Source organism: Magnetospirillum sp. (assembly GCA_027532905.1).
In the GTDB taxonomy this organism is placed as follows: Bacteria; Pseudomonadota; Alphaproteobacteria; order CACIAM-22H2; family CACIAM-22H2; genus Tagaea.
On record JAPZUA010000002.1, the window covers coordinates 642,873 to 661,399 of the forward strand.

16 protein-coding genes are annotated in these 18,527 nt (G+C 64.9%); 9 read left to right on the top strand and 7 right to left on the bottom strand.

Annotated features, from left to right (window positions below):
* The first annotated feature begins 48 nt into the window (after positions 1-48).
* The 9 genes from O9320_11060 (at position 49) to O9320_11100 (ending at position 10,209) form a co-directional block, all read left to right on the top strand.
* Positions 49-1,665: an ABC transporter substrate-binding protein gene (locus O9320_11060; GenBank protein MCZ8311387.1), complete on the top strand. Its 1,617-nt coding sequence runs from the start codon at positions 49-51 to the stop codon at positions 1,663-1,665.
* A gap of 72 nt (positions 1,666-1,737) precedes the next feature.
* Positions 1,738-2,679: an ABC transporter permease gene (locus O9320_11065; protein MCZ8311388.1), complete on the top strand. Its 942-nt coding sequence runs from the start codon at positions 1,738-1,740 to the stop codon at positions 2,677-2,679.
* Complete coding sequence (locus tag O9320_11070) at positions 2,676-3,569, top strand: ABC transporter permease (protein MCZ8311389.1); 894 nt, start codon at positions 2,676-2,678, stop codon at positions 3,567-3,569. Before O9320_11065 ends, O9320_11070 begins: the two co-directional genes overlap by 4 nt.
* The gene (locus O9320_11075; GenBank protein MCZ8311390.1) at positions 3,562-4,983 is read left to right on the top strand and encodes a hypothetical protein; all 1,422 of its coding nucleotides are present in this window, start codon (positions 3,562-3,564) and stop codon (positions 4,981-4,983) included. The genes O9320_11070 and O9320_11075 overlap by 8 nt, the downstream gene beginning before the upstream one ends.
* On the top strand, positions 4,980-6,155 hold the full coding sequence (locus tag O9320_11080) for a pyridoxal phosphate-dependent aminotransferase (protein MCZ8311391.1): 1,176 nt from the start codon (positions 4,980-4,982) through the stop codon (positions 6,153-6,155). The genes O9320_11075 and O9320_11080 overlap by 4 nt, the downstream gene beginning before the upstream one ends.
* 7 nt (positions 6,156-6,162) lie before the next feature.
* Entirely contained in the window at positions 6,163-7,203 is a 1,041-nt protein-coding gene (locus O9320_11085; GenBank protein MCZ8311392.1) for a Gfo/Idh/MocA family oxidoreductase, read from the top strand.
* Entirely contained in the window at positions 7,200-8,192 is a 993-nt protein-coding gene (locus O9320_11090; GenBank protein MCZ8311393.1) for an ABC transporter ATP-binding protein, read from the top strand. Before O9320_11085 ends, O9320_11090 begins: the two co-directional genes overlap by 4 nt.
* Entirely contained in the window at positions 8,189-9,223 is a 1,035-nt protein-coding gene (locus O9320_11095) for an ATP-binding cassette domain-containing protein (protein ID MCZ8311394.1), read from the top strand. The genes O9320_11090 and O9320_11095 overlap by 4 nt, the downstream gene beginning before the upstream one ends.
* Complete coding sequence (locus O9320_11100) at positions 9,220-10,209, top strand: aldo/keto reductase (GenBank protein ID MCZ8311395.1); 990 nt, start codon at positions 9,220-9,222, stop codon at positions 10,207-10,209. Before O9320_11095 ends, O9320_11100 begins: the two co-directional genes overlap by 4 nt.
* Here O9320_11100 and O9320_11105 read toward each other — a convergent pair.
* Genes O9320_11105 through O9320_11135 form a run of 7 tightly spaced genes read right to left on the bottom strand, consistent with a single transcriptional unit; the run spans position 10,206 to position 18,527 of the window.
* Complete coding sequence (locus O9320_11105) at positions 10,206-11,591, bottom strand: FAD-dependent oxidoreductase (protein MCZ8311396.1); 1,386 nt, start codon at positions 11,589-11,591, stop codon at positions 10,206-10,208. The genes O9320_11100 and O9320_11105 overlap by 4 nt on opposite strands.
* Positions 11,588-12,181, bottom strand: a complete 594-nt coding sequence (locus O9320_11110) for a cysteine hydrolase (GenBank protein ID MCZ8311397.1) — start codon at positions 12,179-12,181, stop codon at positions 11,588-11,590. Before O9320_11110 ends, O9320_11105 begins: the two co-directional genes overlap by 4 nt.
* Positions 12,178-14,214 (bottom strand): hydantoinase/oxoprolinase family protein, encoded by a 2,037-nt coding sequence (locus O9320_11115; protein ID MCZ8311398.1) that lies wholly within the window; start codon positions 14,212-14,214, stop codon positions 12,178-12,180. Before O9320_11115 ends, O9320_11110 begins: the two co-directional genes overlap by 4 nt.
* Positions 14,211-15,902, bottom strand: a complete 1,692-nt coding sequence (locus tag O9320_11120) for a hydantoinase B/oxoprolinase family protein (protein MCZ8311399.1) — start codon at positions 15,900-15,902, stop codon at positions 14,211-14,213. Before O9320_11120 ends, O9320_11115 begins: the two co-directional genes overlap by 4 nt.
* Positions 15,899-16,768, bottom strand: a complete 870-nt coding sequence (locus O9320_11125; GenBank protein ID MCZ8311400.1) for an isocitrate lyase/phosphoenolpyruvate mutase family protein — start codon at positions 16,766-16,768, stop codon at positions 15,899-15,901. Before O9320_11125 ends, O9320_11120 begins: the two co-directional genes overlap by 4 nt.
* Positions 16,765-17,256 carry a 3-isopropylmalate dehydratase gene (locus O9320_11130; GenBank protein ID MCZ8311401.1) on the bottom strand — a complete coding sequence of 164 codons (492 nt, stop codon included), beginning with the start codon at positions 17,254-17,256 and terminating at the stop codon, positions 16,765-16,767. The genes O9320_11125 and O9320_11130 overlap by 4 nt, the downstream gene beginning before the upstream one ends.
* Positions 17,253-18,527, bottom strand: coding sequence for a 3-isopropylmalate dehydratase large subunit (locus tag O9320_11135; GenBank protein ID MCZ8311402.1), 1,275 nt, complete (start codon positions 18,525-18,527; stop codon positions 17,253-17,255). Before O9320_11135 ends, O9320_11130 begins: the two co-directional genes overlap by 4 nt.

Consider the following 18,527-nt stretch of genomic DNA (forward strand, 5'->3'; position numbering starts at 1 on the left):
TTGCCTTATTGTAGGCAACAGCTTCGAAGATAAAACAGGAGGCGTCCCATGACCTTTCGGTATATCGCAGCGAAGCTTCAGGCGCTTGCCTTCGCTTCGTTGTTTGCAGCTTCGGCAGCATTTGCGCAAACGCCGGTCTCCGGCGGCAACCTCACCATCGCATTTCCGGCGAACCAGGAACCGGCCTCGTTGGACGGGCATATCGATCCGTTCCAGTCGACATGGCTGTTCAACTCCTTCATCGCCGATCCGCTCGTGATCCTCGACGCCGACGCGGTCTACAAGCCCGCCTTGGCGCTGTCGTGGGAGCTTTCGCCCGACAGCAAGATCTGGACGTTCAAGCTGCGGCCGGGCGTGCGCTTCCAGGACGGTACGCCGTTCAACGCCGCCGCCGTCAAGTTCAACGTCGAACGCATCGTCGATCCGCGCACGGCCTCCAAGCAACTCGCCAGCGAAATCGGCCCCGTCAAATCGGTCGAAGTCGTCGACGATATGACCGTGCGCTTCGTCTATGACCAAGCGTGGGTGACGCTGCTCGACGGTCTGCGCCGCACGCCGATCTGGTCGCCGACGGCAGCCCAGCGCTTCAGCCTCGCCGACTTCCAGCGCAACCTCGTTGGCACGGGTCCGTTCTCCTTGGCGGAATGGATCACCAACGACCGCATGGTGTTCCGCCGTTGGGCTGATTACGGCGGCTGGAACAGCGCTTCGGCCCAGCAGGGCCCGGCCTATCTCGATAGCGTCACGATCCGCTTCATCGGCGAAAACGCCGTGCTGAACGAAGCCGTGCGCGCCGGCACCACGCTCGTCGGCTTCACGCTGACGCCCGACGCGCGCGACATCTACAAGGACAAGCCGAACTTCGTGTTCCTGTCGCGCGGACAGTCGGGCACCGGGCTGCATCAGGTTATGAATATCCGCAATCCGCCACTCAGCGACATTCGCGTTCGCCAAGCGCTGCTGTTTGCGCGCGATTCCGCTGCCCTTAACCGACTGCTCTACGACGGCACTTACATCCCGTCGGACGGGCCGCTCGACAACGTGCATCCTTGCTTCTGGCCGGGCGCTTCGGCCATGTACCAGCCCAATCTCGATCGCGCGCGCCAGCTTCTCGACGAGGCCGGTTGGCGTACGGTGCCGGGCCAGCCGATCCGCCAGGCGCGTGGCGTTCCCGGCGTTGCCGACGGCACGCCGCTGCGCGTGCGCTGGAGCACGATCCATCACCGCGAAATCGGCGAGGCGATGCAGCAGCAGCTGCGTCGCGTCGGCGTGGATCTTGCGGTCGAATTGCTGCCGGGCCCGATCCAGCTCGACCGCGTCAATCGCCGCGACTTCGATCTGATGTTCCTGCGCCAGCGCTCGCCCGATCCGGTCATTCTCGACCAGGTGTGGAACTCGCGCTGGGACCAGCCGGGCGGCTGGGCGTGGACCGGCTACAAGGGCGAAGAACTCGACCGCACGGTCGCTCAGCTTCGCGTGGTCTCCGACCAGGGCGCACGATGCGAAGCGGCGCGCAACGCCCAGAAGATCATCATGGACAATGCGCTGGTCTTCCCGACGCTAAGCCAGCCCGTGTTCATCGCCATGTCGCCGCGCGTGCAAAATTTCCGCATGGGCTCGGAGGGCAACTGGTTCTTCCTGCATTCGACCTGGATCCAGAGATAGGCATGGTCGGCGGCGGCGCCTTCGCACAATGTCGGCGCTGCCGCCCACCTCTATCTTGACGTATCGGTCTCGATGAGCCGCTATATCGTCAGTCGGCTGCTGCAGCTCGTGCCCGTGCTGTTTCTGATTTCGTTGATCGTCTTCCTGGTGATGCACACCTTGCCGGGCGATCCAGCGGAGCTGATGCTGCAGGGTGCGGAGGGCGGTGCCGTGACGCCGGAACGCCTCGCGGAGCTGCGCACCGAAATGGGGCTCGACGATCCGCTTGTTGTTCAGTACATGCGCTTTGTGGCCGGCGCTTTGATCGGCGACCTCGGCGAGTCAATCCGCTTCCGCACGCCGGTCAGCGCGCTGATCGCCGAACGCTTCTACTACACGATGGAACTCGCGGTCGCCGGCCTTGTCTGCGCGCTCGCGATCGGCGTGCCACTCGGAATGATTGCGGCCGTGCGCGTAAACGGCATCTTCGACACGATCGCAATGGGCATCGCCTATGTCGGCGCTTCGGTGCCGATCTACTGGCTGGGGCTCGTACTCATTCTCGTGTTCGCGTTCAATCTCGGCTGGTTTCCAGCGGCAGGTGCGCAAGACTGGAACTCGCTGGTGCTGCCGGCCTTCACGCTCGGCTTTGCGTCGGCGGGTCTCATCTCGCGCCTCGTGCGCTCGAGCATGATCGAGGTGCTGCAGGAAGACTATATCCGCACCGGCCGCGCCAAGGGCCTCTCGGAACCGATCGTGCTGTGGCGCCACGGCCTCAAAAACGCGCTCATCCCGGTCGTTACGATGGTCGGGCTGCAGTTCGGCGGGCTACTCGCCGGTGCTGTCGTGACCGAGACGGTGTTCAGCCGTCCCGGCATCGGGCGCCTCATCGTCAGCGGCATCCTGTCGAAGGATTATCCGCTGGTGGAGGGCTGTGCTTTGTTCCTGGCGGTCGTCTATCTGTTGGTCAATCTGTTCGTCGACATTCTCTATGCGTGGCTCGATCCGCGTATTCGCTACGGGCGGGCCGCATGAGCAACAGTGCCGCAACAGCCGCCGAAGCCGAAGACGCGGCCCGCCTGCGCGCCGGGCGCAAGCGGGCCTGGCAGCGCTTCATGCGCAATCGTGGCGCCGTAGGCGGGGCGCTCGTGCTGATTGCCTGGAGCATTGTGGCCTTGCTCGGCGTGCATATCGTGGCGCACGATCCGACTGAAATGCTGGGTCTGCCGCGCCAGCCGCCCTCGGCCGAATTCTGGTTTGGCACCGATCTTCTGGGGCGCGACATTTTCAGCCGCGTGCTGGTGGGCTCGCAAGTGTCGCTGCAGTTGGGACTGATCAGCGTCGGCCTCGGTGCAATCCCCGGCGTGGCGTTGGGGCTCGTGGCCGGTTATTTCGGCGGCTGGACCGATACGCTCGTGTCGCGCCTCACCGATGCGATGCTGGCGTTTCCGTCGATCCTGCTTGCCCTTGTGATTATCGCCGCACTTGGCCCCAGCCTCAAAAACGTGATGATCGCCGTTGGGATCGGCACGGTGCCGCTTTATGCGCGCCTCGTGCGCGGCAGCGTGCTGTCGGTCAAGACGCTCCCCTATGTCGAGGCGGCGCGCGTCGTCGGCAATCCCACGTACCGCATCCTGCTGCGCTACGTGCTCGTCAATTGCTACGCGCCGATCGTGGTGCTGTCCACGTTGCAGGTCGGCAACGCCATCTTGATCGGTTCGGGCCTATCGTTCCTGGGCTTGGGCGCGCAGCCGCCGACGCCCGAATGGGGCCTCATGTCGGCCGAAGGGCGCGACGTGCTGCGGCGCGCCTGGTGGATCTCGACCTTTCCTGGCCTTGCGATCCTGACCGTCGTCGTCGCCTGCAATCTGGTCGGCGACGGTCTGCGCGCGGCTCTCGACCCGAGGATGCGCGTCGATGGCTGAACCGCTCGTCGGCATCCAGATAAGCCCGATCAGCTTCGTCGACGAGGGTGTGGAAGGGTGCCTCGACACGCTGCAGAGTCGTGCCCGCGTCAACGCACTGATGATCGGTACGGTGTCGTGGCTCGGCCTCAAGGTCGGGCGGCGGATCAGCGCCGAGCTTGATGGCTGGCCCGACCACGGCGTGCCGGCACCTTACACGATGCGCGGTGGTTCCTACATTCGCGTGCGTCCCGAATTCTATTGCCGTACCGCAATCGGCGATTTTCGCGCGCACGATCCCGAGTTCGGCGACCGCGACGTGCTCGATATGGTGATACCGGAAGCGCGCAAGCGCGGCATGAAAGTGATCCCCGAGTTCATGGAGCCGCTGTTCAAATATGCCGGCCACGGCTCGGCGGCGAGCGTCGAGATCCCCGGCATGGCGCAATGCATGGAGATCGACGTGCTGGGCCGCATCGGCGGCGAGCCGTGCACGTCGAACCCCGACTATCGCGCCTGGTGGCACGGCATCGTGGAAGAGCACTGCCGCAGCTACGACATCGACGGCATCATGTGGTGCAACGAGCGCAATTCGCCGCTCGACCGCATGATGCAGGGTCAGGCACCTGGCTGCTTCTGCCCGCATTGCCGCAGCGAAGCAGGTGCACGCGGCATCGACGTCGAGCGCGTGCGGCTCGCGTTCCGCGAGGTCTGGCGCTTCTTCCAGGAGGCGCGCGCGGGAGCATCGTTCGTAGACGGCAGCTTCGTCGAGTTTCTGCGCGTGTTGCTGCGCAATCCCGAAGTGCTGCTGTGGGAGCGCTTCTGGCTCGAACGCTCGAAGGATCTCGACCGCGAGCTCTACGGCATCGTCAAATGGTGCAATCCGAAGCTTTCCTTCGGCCTCAATGTCTGGAACCGGAACCATTTCAATCCGATCCGCAAAGCCCAATGGGCGTGGGCGGAGCAGACGGACTATGCTGATTGGGTGAAGCCCATCGTCTATCAGCATCAGGCCGGCGAAGTGTTCGCCAAGGAAATGGGTTTCTTCGCGTCGTCGCTGTTGCGCGACTTCGAAGCCGACGAGTTCGTGCCCGCGATGTACAAGCTCTTGGGCTTGCGCGAGGCGCCGTGGAAAGAGATCGTCGCGGCCGGCATGGATCCCGACACCTACGTGTTCGGCCAATGCGAAGATGCGGTGCGCGGCTGTGCCGGCAAGGCCAAGGTCTATATGGGGATCGGTGTGGATGCGCCGCGCACGCTGGCGCATCAGGCCGTATGCACGCCCGACATCGTTTATCGCAGCGTGCACGCGACGTTCCGCGCAGGCGGCGAGGGGATCGTCTATTCGCCCAATTACGCGGGCATGAATCTTTCCAATCTCGACGGCGGTGCGCGCGCCCTCGACGAGCTTGGATTCGGCGGAGGGACGGCATGACGCGGTTGCTGGCATCGCTTTCGGGGCGCATGCATGAAGAAGACGTTTCGGTGCGCACGCGGCTCCTCGAGATCGCCGCGAAACTGCCCGACGTGATCGCGCTCGGGCGCGGCGATCCGGACTTCCACACGCCCGCCCATATTGTCGAAGCCGCCAAGCGTGCGATCGACGCAAACGAGCACCATTACACGCACCCGACCGGCTTGCCGCAACTGCGCGAGGTTATCGGCGCGCATCTGAATGGCCAGTACGGTCTCGATTACGGCGTCGACGAGATCGTGGTGACCGCGGGCACGCAAGAGGCCGTCATGCTGTGCATGCTGGCCCTCGTCGATGCGGGCGACGAGGTGCTGATCCCGTCGCCGCGCTTCACGTCCTACGATTCGGCCGTCGAAATGTGCGGAGGTGTGGTGGTCGATATTCCGACCGAGCAGGCCAGCGACTACGCGCTGCGCCCGGAAGAGATCGAGCGACGCATCACGCCGCGCACGAAGGCAATCATTCTGATCTCGCCGAACAATCCGACCGGTGCCGTAACGCCGCCCGAGAACGTGCGCGCGATCGCCGAAATCGCCGAGCGGCGCAACGTGGTCGTGATCGCCGACGAAATCTACGCGCGCATCATCTTCGCCGGCTCCACGCATCTGTCGATCGCGACACTGCCGGGCATGAAGGCGCGCACGATCACGCTTAATGGTTTTTCGAAGTCGCATGCGATGACGGGCTGGCGCGTGGGCTATCTCGCGGCCCCGCGCGAATTCGTGCGCCGAATCACCGAGGCGCGCCACACGCTGTCGATCAACGCGGCAACGCCCTCGCAATGGGCCGCCCTTGCGGCGTTGCAGGGCCCGCAAGAGCCTGTCGAGGCGATGGTGCGGGCCTATGGCGAGCGGCGCACGCAAACGATGGCGGCCCTCGATGCGCTCGGCTTCACCTACGGTCACCCGGGCGGGGCGTTCTACGTCTACACGAACGTGTCGCATACGGGCCTGAAAGCTGGCGCCTTCTGCGAGGCGTTGCTGCGCGAGGCGCGCGTTCTCGTATTCCCCGGCACTTTGTTCGGCGATCCGGGCGATAGCCATATTCGCATCAGCTTGCTGCAGCCGGCCCTCCGCATCGGCGAAGCGTTCGAGCGTATTGCCATGGCCAAGCAGCGTCTGTTCGCGTCGTGAGTGTGCGATGAGCCTCGGCTTTCTTCTCGTCGGGCTCGGCAATCGCGGGGGCCAATGGGCTGCCATTCTCGCGCAGCACGCGGCCGCGCATCTCGTGGCGGCCGTCGATACGGATCCCGCACGCCGCGATGCGTTCGCAGCGCGCTTCCCGGGCGTGCCGACCTACGCGTCGTTGGCCGAAGGGCTTGCTCGGTCGAAGGCACAGGCGGTGCTGCTGGTCACGCCGCCCGTCGATCGTCTCGCCCAAGCCGAAGCAATTTTTGCGGCCGGTCTGCCGCTTCTGGCCGAGAAGCCGCTCGCTGACACGATGGAGGAAGCCGCCGCCATCGTACGGGCAGCCGAGCGGTCGGGCAGCACGCTCAGCGTCGGGCTCAATTTCCGCTATCTCGCGGTCACGCAAGCGATCCGCGATCTGGTGGCACGCGAAGCGTTCGGCAAGCCCGGGTTTGCGCAGTTCATCTACCAGCGCAATCGCGACGGCATGCGGCCGGGGCTCAACCGCTATCCGCTGACGATGCGCCATCCGATGATGCTCGAACAGTCGATCCACCATCTCGATCTGATCCGCTTTGCCTATGGGCGTGAGGTTGCGAGCATCCAATGCCGCACCTGGAACCCGGCCTGGAGCATGTATGCGCACGACGCCAATGTGAGCTGCCTGCTGACGCTCGAAGACGGCATGGCCGTCGACTATTTGGGGACATGGACCGGCGGCTGGGACGCGCTCAAATTTCAGTGGCGCACGGATTGCGCCAATGGAGTAATCGTCCAGCGCGAATTGTTTGACGATCTTGCGACCGCGCGCACGCGCGACGAAGCGCTTTCGCCGGTAGCACTTGCGCAATGTGTGCCGTTCGTGGACGACAGCAAGGCGTTGCTGGCCGCGTTCGCGGCAGCCGTCGCCGCCGGAACGCCGCCGCCCTGCGGCGGGCGCGATCATCTGCGCACGCTCGCCCTGTGCTGGGCCGGGCTTGAGTCGGCAGCGTCCGGTGCACGCGTCGTGCTTACGGAATTCTACGCGCGCCATCGCCTGGAGGACGCGCTGTGAGCGCCATACTCGAAGTTTCGGGCCTCACGGTTCGCTTCGCTTCGCAAGGGCAGACCGTGCATGCGGTCGAAGACGTGTCCTTCTCGCTCGAAGCTGGGCAGACGCTCGGCATCGTGGGCGAGTCCGGCTCCGGCAAGTCGGTTACCGCCCTTGCCTTGATGCGTCTTGTGCCGTCGCCGCCGGGACGAATTGTCTCGGGCAGCGTGCGTTTCGCCGGGCGCGATCTGCTCGCGCTGAACCCGGCGGAGCTGCGAAAGATCCGCGGGCGCGAGATCGCGATGATCTTCCAGGATCCAATGAGTTCGCTCAATCCAGTGCTGACCGTCGGCCGCCAATTGACGGAAGTGATGGAAACCCATCTGGGGCTCGATGCGCGGCAGGCGCGCATCCAAGCGATCGACCTCATGAAGCTCGTCGGCATCCCGTCGCCCGAGCGGCGGCTGGACGAATATCCACATCGTTTCTCGGGCGGCATGCGCCAGCGCGTGATGATCGCGATGGCGGTCGCGTGCCGGCCCAAGCTTTTGATCGCCGACGAGCCCACGACCGCACTCGACGTGACGATCCAAGCCCAGATTCTCGAGATCATCCGCAATTTGCAGCGCGAGCTCGGCATGGCGGTCATCATGATCACGCACGATCTGGGCGTCGTCGCCGGCATGGCGGACCGCATCTGCGTGATGTATGGCGGGCGCGTGGTTGAGGCGGGGTCCGCGCGCGACGTGTTCGCCGATCCGCGCATGCCCTATACGGCAGGCTTGCTCGGCTCGGTGCCGCGCCTCGACCGGCCGTCGGAGCGACGCCTCGTGCCGATCACTGGTACGCCGCCGGATTCAGTCGGCGCTGCCACGAGTTGCCGTTTTGCGCCGCGCTGCGGCTTGACGGCGGATATCTGCCGCAGTTCCGTTCCGGCCTTGCGGACCGTCGCACCCGACCATCTCTCCGCGTGCCATTTCGATCCGGTGCTTGCATCGGGAGGTGCGCGATGAAGCCGCTCGTTTCGGTCGAGAAGTTGCAGGTCCATTTCCCGGTCTATCGCGGGATCGTGTTCGAGCGTCAAGTCGGCACCGTCCAGGCTGTGGACGGCGTCGATCTGCAGATACGGCGCGGCGAGACGCTAGGCCTTGTCGGCGAATCCGGCTGCGGCAAATCGACGGTTGGGCGCGCCATTTTGCGGCTGCAGCAGCCCACCGGCGGGCGCATCCTGTTCGACGGCGCTGATCTTGCCACGCTTGAAGGCGAGGCAATGCGCACGTTCCGCCGTCGCGTGCAGCTGATCTTCCAGGATCCTTACGCGAGCCTCAATCCGCGCATGAGCGTGGGCGAGGTGCTGGCCGAACCGATTCTGCTCTATGGGTTGCGGCAGGGTGCGGCTGTGGGTGAGCGCGTGCGCGAATTGCTGTCGCTTGTCGGCTTGAGCCCCAGCCATGCCGGCCGCTATCCGCACGAATTCTCGGGCGGTCAGCGCCAGCGCATCGGCATCGCGCGCGCATTGGCGTGCGAACCCGATCTCATCGTGTGCGACGAGCCGGTGTCGGCTCTCGACGTGTCGATCCAAGCGCAGATCGTCAATTTGCTGCAGGATCTGCAGGAGCGGCTGTCGCTCGCCTATCTGTTCATCGCGCACAGCCTCAACGTGATCAAACACATCTCGAGCCGCGTCGCGGTGATGTATCTGGGGCAGGTGGTTGAGATCGGCGAGACGGCCGATGTCTACGGGGCCGCACGCCATCCCTATACGCGCGCGCTGTTGTCGGCGGTCCCTGTTCCCGATCCTGAAATCGAGCGGCGGCGCACGCGCATCATCCTGCAGGGCGACGTGCCGAGCCCGATGGACCCGCCGCCCGGTTGCCGGTTTGCAAGCCGTTGCCCGATCGTCGAAGATCGCTGCCGTACGAGTGCACCTTCACTCGCACAGGCCGGGGCGAATACGAGCCTTGCTGCCTGCTGGCGCACGGCTGAGTCGCAGACCCTGATGCCCGATTTGTTTTCGCCCCAAACTGGAGAAACGATCCGATGAAATTCAATCCTTTGGGCCGCTCGGGCCTGATCGTGAGCAAGGTGTGCCTCGGCGGCAATTCGTGGGGTGCCAAAGGCCGCCGTGCATGGGCCGGGTTCGACGCCGACGACAGCGTGCCGTTTTTCCGCCGCGCCCTCGATCTCGGGATCAATTTCTTCGATACGGCCGACGCCTACAATATGGGCCTCTCGGAGACGATCATGGGCGAAACGCTTATGGGCTTCGTGCCGCGCGAGGAGATCGTGATCTCGACCAAGGTCGGGCTCAAGATGGGCGACAAGCCGAACCGCCACGGCCTCGGCCGCAAGCACATCCTCGCCTCGATCGACGCGCAGTTGAAGCGTCTCAAAACCGACTACGTGGACGTCTACCAGATACATCGTCTCGACGACATCACGCCGATCGAAGAATTCATGGAGACGCTCGACATTCTCGTGCGCTCGGGCCGCGTGCGCTATATCGGCGCTTCGACGATGCCGGCATTTCGGCTCGCACAGATGCTGGCGGTTGCCGACCGCTACGGCTATGCCCGGCCGATCGTGATGCAGAATCTCTACAATCTCATCCAGCGCGAGGAAGAGCGCGACATGAATGTGCTGTGCCTCGAAGCGGGGCTCGGGCTCATTCCCTATTCGCCGCTGGCGCGGGGATTCCTCGCCGCCAACCGGGTCAAAGGTGGGGGCGGGGAGACCGAGCGCGCCAAGAGCGACGCGGGTGCGAAACAGGAGCTCTATCGCGACTGCGATTGGGCGATCATTGATGCGCTCAAGAAAGTCGCGGCCGCGCGCGGCTGCAAGCCTGCCCAAGTCGCGTTGTTGTGGCTGTGGTCGAAACCGGTGATGGCCGCACCCATCATCGGGGCCACCAAACTCGAGCAGCTCGACGATGCGGCAGCGGCCAGCGACATGGTGCCGCTCAATGCTGCCGAAGTCGCCGCACTCGAAGCGCCTTATCAGTGGCGCCCGCATCCCGGCTGGGGGCTCTAGGCGGAGACGCTGCGCGCGGCGGCTTCACCCGCAATGCGCCCAAGCCCGACGGCCGACAAGAGGCCGTTGCCGGAGAGATAGCCCCATACGGCGGGACCCGAGACGCCGCACGCCGCACCGCCGGCGGCAAAAAGGTTGGGCAGTGTCGTACCGTCCGCACGGCAGACGCGTGCGTCGGCATCGACCACGAGCCCGCCTTGCGTGTGGAACAGCGCACCGGTTACGCGAACGCCCCAGAATGGCGGGGAGAGCGGCTGTTTGCCGGAAAAATCGCGTCCGAACGGATCGGGCGATGCGTTATGCGTCTGTGCGATCGCGTGTGCGAGATTGTCGTGCGGCAGGCCGAAGGCGACTGCAAGCGCTTGCGCATCGGGGAATTCGCGCACCGCACCGAGCGCGATTGCCTGTCGATATTCTTCGAACTGGAGCGCCGCCGCATGGCAGCGACCGTCGTAGATACAAAATGCAACGCGCTCGGGCTGCTGGAGCACTGCGACCGATTGCTCGGAATAGCCGTGATGCTCGTTCGAGAAACGGTTGCCGTTGCGATTGACCTGGATGCCGCCTTCCATCATCACGGCCCAGCTGATCAATATGCCGTGCGGATCGGCGACCGACCCGTGGCCTTGGTAGGCGCCCAGATGCCGCGTGGCGGCCCCCAGCGCCTGGCCCCACGCCACCGCATCGCCGCGATTGCCGGTATGGCCAAAATAGAGCGCATCGCGCATCTCCGGCAGAAACTGCGCGACCATCTCGGAATTGCCGCCGAAGCCATTGCAGGCAAGCACGAGTGCTTCGCACCTGAGTCGCTCTTGCGTGCCGTCGGGCCGCAAGAGGCCCACGCCGCGCACGCGTCCGTCGTTGTCTGCATAAAGTTCGACGACGTGCGCGTTCGTCAGCGTTTCCGCTCCGGCCGCTGCGGCGGCAGCGACCAGGCTGTCCATGAGTTCGGCGCCAGTACGCCGGGGCGTTCCGTGCATGCGCAGGGCGCTGTGGCCCGGATATAGAAAGCCTTCGAGGAGTTCGAACGGGATCGCATGGCGGCGTGCAAGCCAGTCGACTGTGGCGCCGACCGTTTCGGTCAAGCGGGCCACCAACAACGGATCTGCCTCGCCCTTAGCCTTGCGCTGGATGTCGGCGGCAAAGAGTGCGGGCGTATCGGCGATGCCTTTGGCACGCTGCATCGCCGTGTTGGCCGCCGGTACGAGGCCCGACGACAGGGCCGTCGAGCCCTGCGGCTGCGGGTCGCGTTCGAGCATCGCGCAGTCGATGCCCGCGTCGCGGCAGGCAAGTGCCGCAACATGGCCGGCTGCCCCAGCACCGACGATCAGCACCGGGATGAGTGCTTCGAACGAAACACCGTCGGCGCTGCGGATGCTCATGGCAACGATGCGAAGTCGGCGCAGCGCATCACGGGCGAGATGGCGCCCAACGACGCAACGGCCGTGGCGTGGACGCGGGCGTCGAAGGCGGCACAGCCGTCTTCGAGCAGCACGGTCTTGAAATCGCGCACATGCGCGTCGCGCAAAGTGCTCGCCACGCCGCCATTGGTCACGATGCCGCAGATTGCCAGCGTATCGATGCCGGCTTTGCGCAACACCCATTCAAGCCGCGTCATGTAGAATGCCGAATAGGCGACTTTCTCGACCGAGATGTCGGCTGGCTTCAGCGCGTCGACAAGGTCGTGCCCCCAACTGCCGGGCGCGAAGTCGCCCTTTGCCAGAAACGGCCGCAGCTTTTTAAGATGCGCCGAGATAAAGGGATCGCCGCCCTTGCCGGGGACCAGCGTAAAGTGCGTCGAGACGATCCAGCCGCCTTGCTGGCGCACGCGCGCGGCGACTGCCGCGACGCGCGCAGGTACAGCCGCGATCTCCGCACTCGTCTGCCCCGCACGCCCGTAGGCGCCTTTGGTATCGAGAAAATCGTTCTGCAGATCGCAGATAAGGAGGGCCGTCGTCGAAAGATCGCTCATCGCCGCCTCACGATCAGATTGCCGAAACGATCGACTGTCGCCGCCAGATCGGGCTCGATCACGGTCGTTGCGTCCGGCTGTTCGAGAATGGCCGGACCTTCGATGCGCGCATCGACCGGCAGTGCGAGCCGGTCGTAGATCGCGGTTTCGGCCCATGCACCGTCGAACCAAACCGACCGCGTGCCTGTCTTGGCGGCGGCAACGCTGCCACCTTGCGGGGCGAGACGCGAAAGATCGATCTTCGGGCGCCTTCCCACGACCGCGACGCGCAACGTCAGCACGCGCATTTCGATGCCTTCGAGCAGTCGCCCGAAGGCGGCCTTGTAGGCTTTTTCGAAAGCCGCGCGAATGGCGGCCGCATCCGGCTTGGCATCGTCGAGCGGGACGGCCAGCGTGTGCGTTTGGCCGACATAGCTCATGTCGAGTTCCATTTCGCACGCGATCGCTTCAAGCTCGACGCCGGCGGCACGCACAAGGCGCTCGCCTTCTGTCGCGTAGTCGGCGATTGCTTTGCCGAGAGCTTGCGTATCGAGCGCGCCAAGCGGGCGGTTCACGGTGCGCACGAAATCGTGGCGCATGTCGGCAATTACGCAGCCCAAGGCCGACGTAACGCCGGGAAAGCGCGGCACGAGCGTGGCGCCAAGCCCTGTTTCTTTCATCAGCGCGCCGGCATGCAACGCACCCGCACCGCCGAACGGCATGAGCGCAAAACGCTGCGGATCGTGGCCGCGTTCGATCGATACAAGGCGCAAAGCACCCGCCATGCGGCTATTGGCCACGCGCGCGATCGCTTCTGCCGCCGCCAACGTCGCAAGCCCGAGTGGGACGGCAACATGCTGGTCGATGGCGCGTTTGGCGGCATCGATATCGAGGGAGGTGAGTTTGCCGCCGATGGGGCGTGCGGCATTGATGCGGCCCATCACGACATTGGCGTCGGTTACGGTCGGGCGCGTGGCACCCAGGCCGTAGGCGGCCGGGCCCGGATCGGAGCCCGCACTTTCGGGGCCGATCTGCAGCAGGCCACCGCGATCGACCCAGGCGATCGATCCGCCGCCCGCACCGATCGTCGTGATCTCGATCATCGGCGTGCGTACGACCATGCCGAATTCGATCGTCGACTGTGCCGCAAGAGCCGCCTTGCCGTCGGCGATGAGGGCGACGTCGAAAGAGGTCCCGCCCATGTCGCCCGTCAGCACGTCGGCGAAGCCGGCACTCTTGGCGATGTGCGCAGCCGCAATCACGCCCGCAGCAGGCCCCGACAGAGCCGTGCGCACGGGCAGGCGTGCGGCCGTCTCGACCGACATGACGCCGCCGTTCGACTGCACGATCAGCAATTGGCCTTTTGCACCGCCGTCGACAAGCCGCTTGTCGAGCCGCGACAGATAGGAAGCGACAACGGGCTGCAGATAGGCGTTCAGCGACGCCGTTGAGGCGCGTTCGAACTCGCGGATTTCGGGCAGGATTTCGTGCGACGCGGTCACGTACGGGTTCGGCCAAACTTTACGCAACGTCGCGAGGGCGGCGCGTTCGTTGGCGTCGTTGGCATAGGCGTTGATGAAAACGATCGCGACAGCCTCGGCACCGGCCGCGATCAGCTGGCGTGCCGCTGTCTCGACGGCGCCCAGATCTACCGCTTCGCGCACTGTGCCGTCAGCCAATGTGCGTTCGGGAACTTCAAGGCGCAGGTCGCGCGGGATGGCCGGCACGAACTCGCCCCACAGACCCCAGGTCTGGCGCCGGTCGCGGCGGCGCATTTCCAGCACATCGCGAAAGCCCCGCGTCATGATCACGCCGGTGCGCGCGCCTTTGCGCTCCAGCAACGCGTTGGTACCGACGGTCGTGCCGTGCACAACGGCGGCAATTCGCGCGAAATCCGCTTCGCCGGATTTAATGCCGGCGACGAAGCCGATCGACTGGTCGCCGCGCGTCGAGGGTACCTTGCGCGTTTGTGCCACGCCCGTGGCTTCGTCGAAGAAGAACAGATCGGTAAAGGTTCCGCCGACATCGACGCCGACGACAAGACTCGGTTTCATTGGGCGGCGTCCTTGGCCTGTGCGGGATAGTCGCGGTTGGCGGCGGCTTGTGTCACATAGCCAAGGGCCACGTCACGGGCGATCGCGTTGGCCGGGCGTTCGTTCGGGAGGCCGTAGCCGCCCCCACCCGGCGTTTCGAGGCGCAGGCGGTCACCCTTGGCGATGTGCAGGCCGGTCATCTTCGATGCCATCGGCGGCTGCGCCGTGCCGCCGGTCGCGGTTGGATAGGAGAAGCGATTCATCGCGGCTTCCTTGCCACCCGCGACTCCCGGCGGAGCCGTGCGGCCGCGCTCGCCGAACAAGAACACGTCGGCTTGCTCTTCGAGCAATTCGAGTTCGTAGACGGCACCAAGCCCGCCGCGATGGCGTCCGGCACCGCCGCTGTCGGGCCGCAGCGCCCACTGCGTGAACAGTACCGGATAGGCCGCTTCGAGAATTTCGACGGGCGGGATCGTCGCCGTCGAGATGGGTGCGTTGCCGTGGTTGAGCCCGTCGCTCTCGGGACTGCCGCCGAGGCCGCCGCCGAAGAACGAGAACATCACCCAGCGCCGCCCGTCGCGTCGGTGGCCTGCAAGCGACAGCGCGTTGATGGTGCCGTAGGCGCAGCCATTGACGGCAAGCGGCGCCGCTTTGGCCAATGCCTGGAACACTACGTCGATCACGCGCAAGATCGTTTCGGTGTAGCCGCCAACGGGTTTGGGCGCTTGCGCGGACAGCAGCGAGACTTCGGGGATCGTGAACGAGATCGGTTCGAGGCAACCCGCATTCGCTGGCACGTCGCGGAACACGTGCTTGAGCGCCACGTAGCACGACGCGATTGCAGTCGAACGCGCGATGTTGACGGGGCCCGCACAAGGCGGCGACGAGCGCGAGAAATCGAGCGACATCGTCTCGCCCTTCTTGACGATGTCGAGTGCTATTCTGAGCGGCACGTCGGAAATGCCGTCATTGTCGAGCCAGTCTTCGGCCGAATAGGTGCCATCGGGCAACTCGGCGATGCAGGCACGCATAAGCTTGGCGGCGCGCGCGCGCAATTCGCCGAATGTTTCGGCGATCACGGCACCGCCATACTGGTCGAGTAACGTGTCCATGCGCTTGACGCCGAGATCGAGCGCGTTGATCTGGCCCGACATGTCGCCGTACAGCGACAAGGGCAGGCGGCTGTTGCATTTGAGGATGTCGACAATGTCGGCATTGAGGCGCCCAGCCGAAACGAGTTTCACAGGCGGGATATGCATGCCCTCCTGGAAGCTTTCGGTCGCCGCCGGATTGTAGTTGCCCGGCACGTTGCCGCCCACATCGTGCCAATGGCCGACCGAGGCGAGCCAGCAGAAAAGCCGGCCGTCGCGGAAATAGGGGCGCACGAGCTTAAAGTCCGAAAGATGCGTGCCGCCGTCGTAGGGGTCGTTGAACAAGAATACGTCGCCATCCGCCAAGCTGCCGTCGCGCTTGACCTTGGCGATGACCGCGCGCACGGCAAACGCCATGACGCCGACGAAGATCGGCAATCCCGATTTCCCCTGGACCAGCGTGTCGCCGTTCTCGGCGTCGTAGAGCCCGTGCGAGGCATCGTGCGCCTCGGCGATGATCGGATTGAAGGCGGTGCGGAACAAGGTTGCATCCATCTCGTCGGCGATTTGCTCGAGACGGCCTTTGAGGACGGCGAGGGTGACGGCGTCGATTGTCATTTGGGGTCCTTGGCTTCGTAGCGTTTGCCGTTGGTGAGCATCGCATCGGTGCCCAGTGCTGCATTGATGCGCACGAAATCGTACATGCGGTCGGCCATGCCGGCGGTAGTGCCGTTTTGCTTGAGGCCTGCAAAATAGCTTTCGAGCGCATGTGCGACCGCACGCGCAGTACCGCCGGGGAAGATCGCGATGCGAAAGCCGAGCGCTTGCAACTCGACTGCCGACAGCAGCGGCGTGCGTCCGCCTTCGACCATGTTGGCAAGAACCGGTAGGCGCTTGCCGAAGCGGCTTGCGACCTCCGCCAAGCCCGCGCGGTCGGGCGGGGCCTCGACGAACAGCACGTCAGCCCCGGCTTCGACATAGGCCTCGGCGCGGTCGAGGGCTGCGGCAAAACCTTCGACTGCGATCGCGTCTGTACGCGCCACGATCAGCGTTTCGGCCGAGCGGCGTGCATCGAGCGCCGCCTTGATCTTGCCGACCATTTCGCCGGTCCCAACCACGCCCTTGTCGCGCAGATGGCCGCAGCGCTTGGGGAAGATCTGGTCTTCGAGCTGCAGCGCGTTCGCACCATTGCGTTCGAAGAGCCGCACAGTGCGCTGGACATTCAGCGCATTGCCGAAGCCCGTATCGATATCGACGATAAGCGGGATCGTTGCGCGCTCGCGGATGGCGCCAAGCGTGTCGGCCGCTTCCGTTGCCGTCACGAGGCCGATATCGGGCAGACCGAAACGGCTATAGCAGATTGAAGCGCCCGAGAGATAGGCGGCCTCGAAGCCAGCCTGTTCCGCAAAACGGGTCGTGAGCCCGTCGTAAACGCCGGGGGCCAGCAGGATCTCCTGCTTTTGCAGGCGCGCACGCAGGCTCATTTTCTTGCTGCCTTCAGTTTCTTTTCGAGATGGGGAATGAGGCCGCCGTCATTCAGCATCGCCAGCAAATGGGCGGGCAGCGCTTCGCATCGCAAAGCCAAGCCCGTGGTGCGGTTCTGGATCGTGCCGCGCGCGGCATCGACGGCGAGTTCGTCGCCTGCTGCGATCTTGTCGATATCGGCGCACACGAGCGGCGCCAAGCCGAGATTGACGGCGTTGCGGAAGAACAAGCCCGCAAACGACCGCGCAATAACCGCCGCGACGCCCAGATGTCGCAAAGCTTGCGGGGCTTGTTCACGCGACGAGCCCATGCCGAAATTGTCGCCGCCGACCACGAAGTCGCCCGCGCGTACGGTTGCGGCGAAAGTCGGATCGACCGCCTCGAGGCAATGGCGCGCAATGTCCTCGATGCCGAACTTCATGTAGAGGCCGGGGGCAAGCATGTCGGTATCGACATTATCGCCGTAGACGAAGGCTTTGCCGCTCATTCCAGCATCTCCCGCGGATCGACGATGTGGCCCGCGACGGCCGCTGCTGCGACAGCATAGGGCGATCCGAGATAGACTTTGGACTCGCGATGCCCCATGCGGCCTTTGAAATTGCGCGCCGTGGAAGAGAGGCAGACTTCGCCTTGCGCCAGTACGCCCGCACCGTAGCCCGCGCACGCACCGCAGCCGGTCGGCAACAGGATGGCGCCGGCTTCGAGCAGAATTGCGAGTGTGCCGTCGGCGGCTGCCGCTGCCGTCATGCGCTGCGAGGCGGGGGCGACGAGCAGGCGTGTGCCAGTCGCGACTTTGCGGCCTTTGAGAATGTTGGCGGCCATATGCAGGTCGGAGAGTTTGGCGCCCGTGCACGCCCCGATATAGCACTGGTCGATCTTGGTGCCGCGATGCAGGTCAGCCGCATCGGAATTCTCGGGCGAATGCGGTGCGGCGATCTGCGGCGCCAACGCGCCGCAATCCACGTGCCAGGTCGCTTCATACGACGCATCCGCATCGGACCGCCAGCGCGCAATTTCTGGATCGGCTGCGGAAGGGTTTGCGTTGCGCAGGAACGCGGCCGTCGTTGCGTCGGGCGCGATCAAACCGGTCTGGGCACCCAGCTCGGCCGACATGTTGGACAGCACCATGCGCTCCTCCATGCCGAGAGCGGCGATCGCCGTACCGGCATATTCGATGGCGTCGTAGCGGATCGTCGACATACCGATCTTGCGGCACAGATGCAGCATCACGTCTTTGGCGCATAGCCCCGCACCTAAGCGGCCGCCGAGCTCGATCCGGTGCGTGCGCGGCGTGCGCAGCCAGATTTCGCCGGTCGCGAGCACGCCCGCCATTTCAGTCGCACCGATCCCGAACATGTAGGCGCCAAATGCGCCGCCCGTGGGCGAATGCGAATCGCCGCCCACGCAGAACATGCCGGGCTTGAGATGGCCGCGCTCGGGCAGCACCACGTGGCAGATGCCCTGCATGTCGTGGAAATTCGCGATCGCGTTGTCGGCCGCCCATTTGCGCGTGAGATCGAGAATCGCGGCGCTTTCGCCGTCGACTGCCGGCACGTAATGGTCAGAGACGAGCACGATCTTGGCCGGATCCCACACGCCCACACCGAGCCGTTCGAGCATCGGCTTCACGCGGCGCGGACCGCCCGAATCGTGCATCATCGCAAGATCGACGCGGCAGGTAACGATGTCGCCGGGGGCGACACGCGATTGCCCGGCGGCATTGGCGACGATTTTCTCGGCGAGTGTCGATCCAAGCAT